Origin of the sequence: Clostridium sp., from assembly GCF_021443865.1 — a bacterium.
Classification (GTDB): domain Bacteria; phylum Bacillota; class Clostridia; order Clostridiales; family Clostridiaceae; genus Clostridium.
Map to the genome: position 1 here is coordinate 23,147 of NZ_JABUTB010000017.1, position 7,834 is coordinate 30,980.

The window sequence follows — 7,834 nt, forward strand, 5'->3', positions numbered from 1 at the left end:
AGTGAAATATAGATTAGGTATAGATGCAGGTTCAACTACAGTAAAATTAGTGCTATTAGATGAAAGTAATAAATTGATTTATAAAAGTTATACCAGACATCTTACAAAAGTAAGAGAAACTGTATTAAATGAATTAGTTAAAATAAAGGACATAGTAAGTAATAATAAAATTAAAGTTTCAATTACTGGATCATCAGGATATGGTTTAGCTATGGATTCAAATATTTCATTTGTTCAAGAGGTTTTTGCTACCACAATAGGAGTAAAAAAACTTTTTAACAATATTGATGTTGTTATTGAATTAGGTGGAGAGGATGCTAAAATAATATATTTAACAAATGGCTTAGAAGAAAGAATGAATTCTAGCTGTGCAGGTGGAACAGGAGCTTTTATCGATCAAATGGCAAGTTTGATGGGTATAAGTGTAGAATACTTAGACAAGATAAGCTTTGATTACAAAAACATATATCCAATTGCATCTAGATGTGGAGTCTTTGCTAAATCTGATATTCAGCCATTATTAAACCAAGGGGCAAGTAAGTCAGATATTGCAGTAAGCATTTATGATGCTGTAGTAAATCAAACTATTGGTGGACTTGCACAAGGTAGGGAAATAAAAGGGAATATATTGTTTTTAGGAGGCCCATTATATTTTTATAAAGGTCTTAGGAGTATGTTTATAAAAAAATTGAAATTAAGTGAAAAGGAAGCTATAGTACCAGAAGATGCAGAGGTATTTGTGGCAAAGGGGGCAGCATTATTTTCTGGTAATGAAGAAAAAACTTACACTTATGAAGAGTTAATAAATAAGCTTAATAATTATAAAAGTAATATTAATGTTAGCAAAAGTATTAAGCCTTTATTTTCTAGTAATGATGAATATAAAAGTTTTTTAGATAGACATAACCAAGCTAAGGTTTTAATTAAAGATATAGATGGATATAAAGGAAATGCCTATTTAGGAATAGATGCAGGAAGCACTACTACTAAACTTGTTTTAATAGATGATAATAGTAATATAATTTATGAATTTTATGCTCATAATGAAGGGAATCCAGTAAAAGTAATTAAAAGGCAATTAGAACATATATATGATAATTATGGTGAAAAAATTAACATAATAGGAAGTGCAGTTACCGGATATGGAGAAGAATTAATAAAAAAAGCCTTTGGTATAGATTATGGCATAGTAGAAACACTAGCTCATTATATTGCAGCAAGTAAATTTAATCCTGATGTAGATTTTATTTTAGACATTGGTGGACAAGACATCAAATGTTTTGAAATAGAAAATAATGCTATAAAAAGTATAATACTAAATGAAGCTTGTTCATCTGGTTGTGGGTCATTTATTGAAACTTTTGCTAAGGCAATGGGGTATGATGTGGAGACTTTTTCTAAATTGGGTTTATTGGCAAAACATCCTGCAGATTTAGGATCAAGATGTACAGTTTTTATGAATTCTTCTGTTAAACAAGCTCAAAGAGATGGTGCTACCATTGAAGATGTTTCAGCTGGTTTATCAATTAGTGTAGTAAAAAATGCTTTATATAAAGTTATTAGAACAAAAAATATAGGTAAAAATGTAATAGTTCAAGGTGGGACACTATGTAATGATGCAATTTTAAGAAGCTTAGAATTAGAATTAAATCAAAATGTCATAAGATCAAATATTTCTGGGTTAATGGGTGCCTATGGAGCTGCAATATATGCAAAAAGGGAAAAACCAGAAGAAACAAAAATTATTACTAGAGAAGAACTAAATAACTTTACACATAGTTCAAAAGGAATAAAATGTGGACTTTGTACTAATAAATGTAATCTAACTATTAATACATTTAATGGTGGAAGAAAATACATATCAGGAAATAGATGTTCAAAGCCTACTGGTAAATATGATGATAATAATATTCCTAACCTTTATGAATATAAAAATTTAAAATTATTAGAGTATGCTAATAACTATGGAGATAAAGGATTAATTGCAATTCCAATGGTTTTAAATATGTTTGAAAACTTACCTTTTTTTGTGAAGTTTTTTAATCATTTAGGAATAAAGGTTATTTTATCAGATGCCTCTTCTAAAAAACTATATTTAAAAGGACAACATACGATACCATCAGATACTGCTTGTTATCCTGCTAAAATAGTTCATGGTCATATAGAAAATTTAATAGAGAAAAATATTGAAAATATTTTTTATCCTTGCATGACATTTAATTATGACGAAGGCATTTCAGACAATTATTATAATTGTCCAGTTGTGGCATATTATCCAGAAGTAATAAAAAATAATGTATCTAATATAGAAAAGTGTAATTTTATAGCTCCATATTTAGATTTAAATTCTAAAAAGAGTACTATAGAAAATTTATTCAATAGCTTAAAAGATTATTATAAATGGATTTCTAAGGAAGATATAAAAAAAGCATATGAAGTTGGTCTTAATGAATATAAAGAATTTAAAAAAGATATTTTAATAAAGGGTAAGGAAGCACTTAAATATGGTAGAGATAATGACTTATTAATTGTTGTTTTAGCAGGAAGACCTTATCATGTTGATAAAGAAATAAATCATGGAATAGATAAAATGATGAATTCATTAAATTTAGTAATAATAACAGAAGATGCTATCCCATTTAATTATGATAATGTGGCTGTAAATGTTCTAAATCAGTGGACATATCAAGCAAGATTATTTAATGCAGCTAAATTTGTTGTTAATAATGAGGACATGCAGTTAGTTCAATTAGTATCCTTTGGATGTGGTACAGATGCCATTACAGCTGATGAAATTAAAAATATTTTAGAAAACAATGGGAAAATATATACACAATTAAAAATAGATGAAACTAACAATTTAGGAGCAGCAAAAATTAGAATAAGAAGTATGGTAGAAGCTATAAAGAATAGGTGGGAAGTATATGAGTAATAGTTATAAAGTTTTTACAAAGGAAATGAAAAAAAATTATAAGATTTTAGCACCTAATATGCTACCTATTCATTTTAAGCTAATGGATAAGATATTAAAAGATTATGGATTCGATATAGAATTTCTAGAGGATGATGTTTCCTCAGTAATAGAAGAGGGATTAAAGTATTCTAATAATGATATATGTTATCCAGCAATGATAGTAATAGGACAATTTATATCGGCATTAAAAAGTGGTAAATATGATATTAACAAAACAGCTTTGCTTATGACTCAAACAGGGGGTGGCTGTAGAGCATCTAATTATATTCACTTAATAAGAAAGGCATTAGAAAACAGTGGATTTTCAGAAGTTCCTGCAATAGGATTAAGTGTATCTGGTATTGAAAAACATCCTGGACTAAAATTAGGACCACATCTTATAATTAAGCTATTTTATGCTGTTATTTATGGTGATTTAATAATGTATTTATATAATAAAGTAAAGCCATATGAGATAAATAAGGGTGAATGTGATATTCTTTTAGATAAAACAGTTGATAATTTAAAACATAAATTTTCAAGTCTTAGTTATCTAAAATTATCAAAAATATCAAAGGAGATTACTACAAACTTTAATAAAATAGAAGTAAATAATGAAATTAAGATTAAAGTAGGAATAGTAGGAGAAATATATATGAAATATTCAAGAATGGGTAATAACCATCTTGAAGAATTTCTAGTTAAAGAGGATGCCGAAGTAGTTCAATCAGGGCTTATGGACTTTGTTAATTACTGTATTTTAAATTCTATTATTGATTACAAGTTATATAGAAAGGGATATTTAAAATCAAAAATTGCAGCCTTAGGATATAAAATAATTTTAAAGCTTCAAAGAAAGGTAAACAAAGTTATAAAAAACAACTCCAGATTTGAAGGCCCAACAGATTTTGATGAAGTAAGAAAAATGGCTGATGGTTATATTGGTTATGGAGTGAAAATGGGAGAAGGTTGGTTATTAGTAGCAAATATGATTGAATTAATACATTCAGGTGCGAATAATATTATTTGTGCACAGCCTTTTGGATGTTTACCTAATCATATTGTAGGTAGAGGAGCCATAAGAAAAATTGTTGATAAAAATCCTGAAGCTAATATTGTGGTTATAGATTATGATCCATCTCAATCAAAAATAAATCAAGAAAATAGAATTAAGTTAATGCTATCCAATGCAAAGTTAAATAAATACTTGTAAAATATTTATAATAGCTATTCCTATAATTATATTAGGTATAGCTATTATTTGCTATTTGGACTAAAATAAAATTAATAATAAATATTATATTAAGATATTTTGATAGTATTTAAAGAAAGAGATGGATAAATCTTATGAGTGAGACAAAACATTATTTTATAATAAACCCTGAAGCAGGGAAAACTGATGTTTCTGAAAAAATAAGCAATGAAGTAATAAAAGCCTTTAAAGGCAAAAGTGATGAATACAATATTTATATTACAAAAGGGAAAAATGATGCAACTAATTTTACAAAGGATATTTGCCAAAAAGAAGTTGGAGATTTAAGGTTTTATGCCTGCGGTGGTGATGGAACCCTTAATGAAGTAGTTAATGGATTAATTGGATATAAAAACGCAAGTGCCTCTGTTATACCCTATGGAACTGGTAATGATTTTATAAACAATTTTAGTTCTAATATTAATTTCTTTGATATTGAAAAACAAATAGAGTTTGAAGAGGAAGAAATTGATCTATTGAGAGTTAATGATAAATATTCAGTTAACTTATGTAATATAGGCTTTGATGCTAAAGTTGCAGAGAACATGAATAAATTTAAAAGATTTCCTTTAATTAGTGGACAAGGTGCATATACTCTTTCTGTATTCTACTCTTTATTACATAAGATGTACTCTAATTTGGAAATATTAATAGATAATGAAGAAACAATAGAAGGAGATTTCCTACTATGTGTTGTGGCAAATGGAATGACATATGGAGGTGGCTATAAGGGAGCACCATTGGCTAAGATTAATGATGGACTAATAGATGTTTGTATATTTAAGAAAGTATCTAGACTTAAATTACTTAGATTAATTAATGTATTTAAAAAAGGTGAACATCTAGAAAATGAAGAAATGAAAGAGTACTTTATTTATAAGAAATGTAGATCTATTCATATAAGATCAAAAAATGATTTTACTGTGTGCATTGATGGAGAAATTTTAGTAGATAAAAATATAGATATTAATTTAGAAAGAAAAGCAGTAAATTTCTTAGTTCCACATAAAGATATAATTTGTTAATTTTGATAGGAGTGAGTTTTAGATTTGAATAGTTTTATAGAATTTAAAGATGTTAAAAAGACTTATAAAATGGGAGAAGTTGATATTGATGCTTTAAGAGGAGTGTCCTTTCAAATAGAAAAAGGAGAATTTGTAATAGTTGCAGGTGCTAGTGGTGCAGGTAAAAGTACAATACTAAACATATTAGGAGGAATGGATACCTCAACTAGTGGGAAAATTATTGTAGATAATAATATAATAAGTAATTATACAGAAAAAGAATTAATTTCTTATAGAAGATTTGATATTGGATTTGTTTTTCAATTTTATAATTTAGTTCAAAATTTAACAGCTTTAGAGAATGTAGAATTAGCTACGCAAATTTGTAAAGATCCACTTAATCCCTCAGAAGTTTTAGATGCTGTTGGATTAGAGGATAGAAAAAATAACTTTCCATCTCAGTTATCTGGTGGAGAGCAGCAAAGAGTAGCTATTGCAAGAGCATTAGCTAAAAATCCTAAGCTATTACTTTGTGATGAGCCAACCGGGGCTTTAGATTATAGCACAGGAAAGGCAATATTAAAATTATTACAAGATACATGTAGAGAACATAATATGACAGTTATTATTATTACACATAATCTTGCTCTTACACCTATGGGAGATAAAGTGATTAAAGTTAAAAATGGTATGATTGAAAGTATTACTTTAAATGACAATCCAACTCCAGTAGAAAGGATTGAATGGTAAAATGAAAAATGCATTTTTTAAAGATATCCTAAGAGATATAAAAAAATCAAAAGGAAGGTTTTTTTCTATTTTTGCAATTATTGCTTTAGGGGTAGCATTTTTTTCAGGAATAAAAGTAGCTCCAATTGATATGAAGGCTACTGCAGATAAATATTATGATGATAATAATTTTATGGATTTTACCTTATATTCTACACTAGGTTTTACTGATGAAGATATAGAAGAAATAAAAAATGTAGATGGAATAGAGGATGTATTTCCAACCTATTCTTTAGATACACTTACAAAGATTGACTCATCAGAGTTAGTTATCAAAGTAATGGGTATTCCACTTAATAGTGATGAGTATGTTAATAAATATACTCTAGTTGAAGGAAGATTACCAGAAAAACCTAATGAGTGTGTAATAGAAGAAGGTAAAATTAATAGTTTGAATTTATCTATTGGAAGTAAGATTAAATTAGAATCTGGGAAAAATGAAGATTTAACTGAAAGCTTGGAAAATATAGAATATGAAGTTGTAGGCAAAGTTCAAAGTCCATATTATTTATCTGCCGAAAAGGGAGCATCTAGTATAGGTAGCGGCAAAATTTCAAGCTATATTGCAGTTCCAATAGATAATTTTAAAATACCAGCCTATACTGAAACCTATGTTACAGTAAGTGGTGCTAAAGATTTAAATAGTTATTCAGATAAATATTTTGACTCTATAGATAATGTAAAAATATCTCTAGAATCACTAGGTAACGAAAGAGCAGGAATAAGATACGAAGAAATACTTACTGAAGCAAATAAGCAATTAAATGAAAATAAAAATAAATTTAATGAAGAAAAGAAAAAGGGAGAAGAAAAGCTAAGCGATGCAAAAAAACAATTAGAAGAATCAGAGAAAGCTCTTAAAACTGGTGAAGATGAATTATTTAAAAAGGAAACAGATTATAAGCTTAACATAATTCAAGCTGAAAATGAAATATCCTTAGGTCAATTTAAAATTGATAGTGGTAAAGCACAATTGGAAGCTGGTAAGCAAACATTGAGTGAAGAAAAGGCAAGTTCAGAAAGCGTTATAACTACTGCTAAAGATACGTTGAAGACTTTAGAAAGTAATAAAAGGGATTTAGATAATAGAATCCTAGAAAAGGAAAATTCATTAAAAGATAATAATTTATCTGAAGATGAAAAGGCTGCAATAAATAATGAATTAAATTCTTTATATAAAACTAGAGATGAACTTAATAAAGGTATTTCATATATAAATAATGAAATAACGTCAGCAGAACAAAAAATACAACAAGCAGAAGCTCAAATTAAAGCTAAAGAAATTGAATTAAATAATGCACAAGCCTTATTAAATGAAAATAAGGAAAAATTAGAAAATGGTAAAATTGAAGCTGAAAATCAATTTGCTAAGGCAAAATTAGATTTAGAAAATGGCAAGACAGAATTAGAGAATGGTAAAAAAGAATATGAAGAGGGTAAGATAAAATTTGATAGGGAAATGGCATCAGCTGAAGCAAAGATCTTAAAAGCTGAAAATGATATTAAATCTATAGAAGAACCAAGCTGGTATGTATTAGATAGAAATAGTCATTATTCTTATGTAGATTATAAAAATAATGCTGATAGCATAGATAAGCTAGCAAAGGTATTTCCTGTATTTTTCTTTTTAGTTGCAGCTTTAGTATGCTTAACTACAATGACTAGAATGGTAGATGAACAAAGAGTAAATATTGGAACATTAAAGGGACTAGGATATTCTAAAAATACCATAGCTTTAAAATATATAATTTATTCATTATGGCTAAACAATATGAACATTATGATGATTCATTAGAATCATCACATAAGAAAAAAGCTAAATGTGTCACACTGCGA

5 protein-coding genes are annotated in these 7,834 nt (G+C 27.5%); all 5 read left to right on the forward strand.

The features are described 5' to 3' along the window. Position 1: 1 nt before the first annotated feature. The 5 genes from HUJ77_RS04755 to HUJ77_RS04775 all read left to right on the forward strand — a co-directional run bounded on the left by HUJ77_RS04755 (position 2) and on the right by HUJ77_RS04775 (position 7,793). Positions 2-2,932: an acyl-CoA dehydratase activase gene (locus HUJ77_RS04755; protein ID WP_291707436.1), complete on the forward strand. Its 2,931-nt coding sequence runs from the start codon at positions 2-4 to the stop codon at positions 2,930-2,932. Continuing rightward, positions 2,925-4,166 (forward strand): 2-hydroxyacyl-CoA dehydratase, encoded by a 1,242-nt coding sequence (locus HUJ77_RS04760; protein WP_291707437.1) that lies wholly within the window; start codon positions 2,925-2,927, stop codon positions 4,164-4,166. The genes HUJ77_RS04755 and HUJ77_RS04760 overlap by 8 nt, the downstream gene beginning before the upstream one ends. Before the next feature lie 134 nt (positions 4,167-4,300). After that, entirely contained in the window at positions 4,301-5,230 is a 930-nt protein-coding gene (locus tag HUJ77_RS04765; RefSeq protein WP_291707438.1) for a YegS/Rv2252/BmrU family lipid kinase, read from the forward strand. A 24-nt stretch (positions 5,231-5,254) separates the two neighbouring features. Next, positions 5,255-5,959, forward strand: coding sequence for an ABC transporter ATP-binding protein (locus HUJ77_RS04770; protein ID WP_291707439.1), 705 nt, complete (start codon positions 5,255-5,257; stop codon positions 5,957-5,959). 1 nt (position 5,960) lies between these two features. Beyond that, on the forward strand, positions 5,961-7,793 hold the full coding sequence (locus HUJ77_RS04775) for an ABC transporter permease (protein ID WP_291707440.1): 1,833 nt from the start codon (positions 5,961-5,963) through the stop codon (positions 7,791-7,793). Positions 7,794-7,834: the final 41 nt, after the last annotated feature.

Bases quoted from the DNA above. Each gene is read 5' to 3' on its own strand.
- HUJ77_RS04760 (WP_291707437.1), top strand. From the start codon at position 2,925: ATGAGTAATAGTTATAAAGTTTTTACAAAGGAAATGAAAAAAAATTAT.
- HUJ77_RS04765 (WP_291707438.1), top strand. From the start codon at position 4,301: ATGAGTGAGACAAAACATTATTTTATAATAAACCCTGAAGCAGGGAAA.
- HUJ77_RS04775 (WP_291707440.1), top strand. From the start codon at position 5,961: ATGAAAAATGCATTTTTTAAAGATATCCTAAGAGATATAAAAAAATCA.